The sequence below is a fragment of the Pseudoroseomonas cervicalis ATCC 49957 genome (assembly GCF_000164635.1).
GTDB lineage: Bacteria > Pseudomonadota > Alphaproteobacteria > Acetobacterales > Acetobacteraceae > Pseudoroseomonas > Pseudoroseomonas cervicalis.
Map to the genome: position 1 here is coordinate 1 of NZ_GG771033.1, position 1,107 is coordinate 1,107.

The window sequence follows — 1,107 nt, forward strand, 5'->3', positions numbered from 1 at the left end:
CGGCCGCCTGCTGTGGCATGCCCTGTGGCGCGGTGCCGCCTTCCGGCCCGGTCCCGTCGGGCGGCTCGCGCTCCGGCCCGCCGCTCACCCGTGCCCTGCCATCGCCACCACGGCCGGCCGCAACGTCCAAGACAGAATGGCCAGGCGGAGCAGCGTCAAATCCTCCAAGGATCGCAGAGAGGCAGCGACCCGGGGCGGCCCTCCCGCCGCGAAGGTCATGCTTCCGCACGAACCCTGCCAGTTTAGGATGAAGCGAAGGCGAAGTGGTAGCCTCCGGGCCACACCGCCGTGCTTTCTTCGCCGCGCCCCGGGAGACCCGCATGACCGAACCCGCCGCCGCACCGGCCGCGCCGCCCAGCCAGCGCCTGCTCGGCCTGCGCTTCGATTCGCTGGACCTGGAGGCGGTGCTGGCGCGGCTGGCGGCGCGCGACCCGGCTTCGCCCTTCGCCTATGTCGTCACCCCCAATGCCGACCATCTGCTGCGGCATGAGCGCGCCGATGCGGCGCTGCGCGCGGTGTATGAGGGCGCCTGGCTGTCGGTCTGCGACAGCCGCGTGCTGCGGCTGCTGGCGGCGCGGCGCGGCATTTCTCTCGAGCTCGCCCCGGGCTCCGACCTGACCGAGGCGCTGTTCACCCGCGGCCTCGCCGGGCCCGACACGCCCATCACCATCATCGGTGGCGCGCCAGAGGTGGCGGAGGCGCTGCGGCAGCGCTTCGGCCTGCGGCGCCTCGCGCACCACAACCCGCCCATGGGCTTCATCGACGACCCGGCCGCCGTCGCCGCCTGCGTCGACTTCGTGCTGGCGCATCCGGCGCGCTACGTCCTGCTCTGCGTCGGCTCGCCGCGGCAGGAGATGCTGGCGGCGCGCATCGCCGAGGGCGGGCGCGCCACCGGCATCGGGCTCTGCGTCGGCGCGGCGCTGGAATTCACCACCGGGGCCAAGCGGCGCGCGCCGCTCTGGATGCAGCGGGCGCATCTGGAATGGCTGCACCGGCTGGGCAGCGAGCCGCGAAGGCTGTGGCGCCGCTACATCCTGGAGGCGCCGCGCCTGCTCTGGCTGATGCGCCGGGTGGAGCGGCCGGGCGGCGCGCCACCCCGCTGAGGCC

1 protein-coding gene is annotated in these 1,107 nt (G+C 74.6%); it reads left to right on the forward strand.

Annotation, left to right across the window (positions count from 1 at the left end):
* Positions 1–320 precede the first annotated feature (320 nt).
* Entirely contained in the window at positions 321–1,103 is a 783-nt protein-coding gene (locus tag HMPREF0731_RS21515; RefSeq protein ID WP_007006357.1) for a WecB/TagA/CpsF family glycosyltransferase, read from the forward strand.
* Positions 1,104–1,107 lie beyond the last annotated feature (4 nt).

Coding starts and splice junctions, on each gene's coding strand:
- HMPREF0731_RS21515 (WP_007006357.1), top strand. CDS start 321: ATGACCGAACCCGCCGCCGCACCGGCCGCGCCGCCCAGCCAGCGCCTG.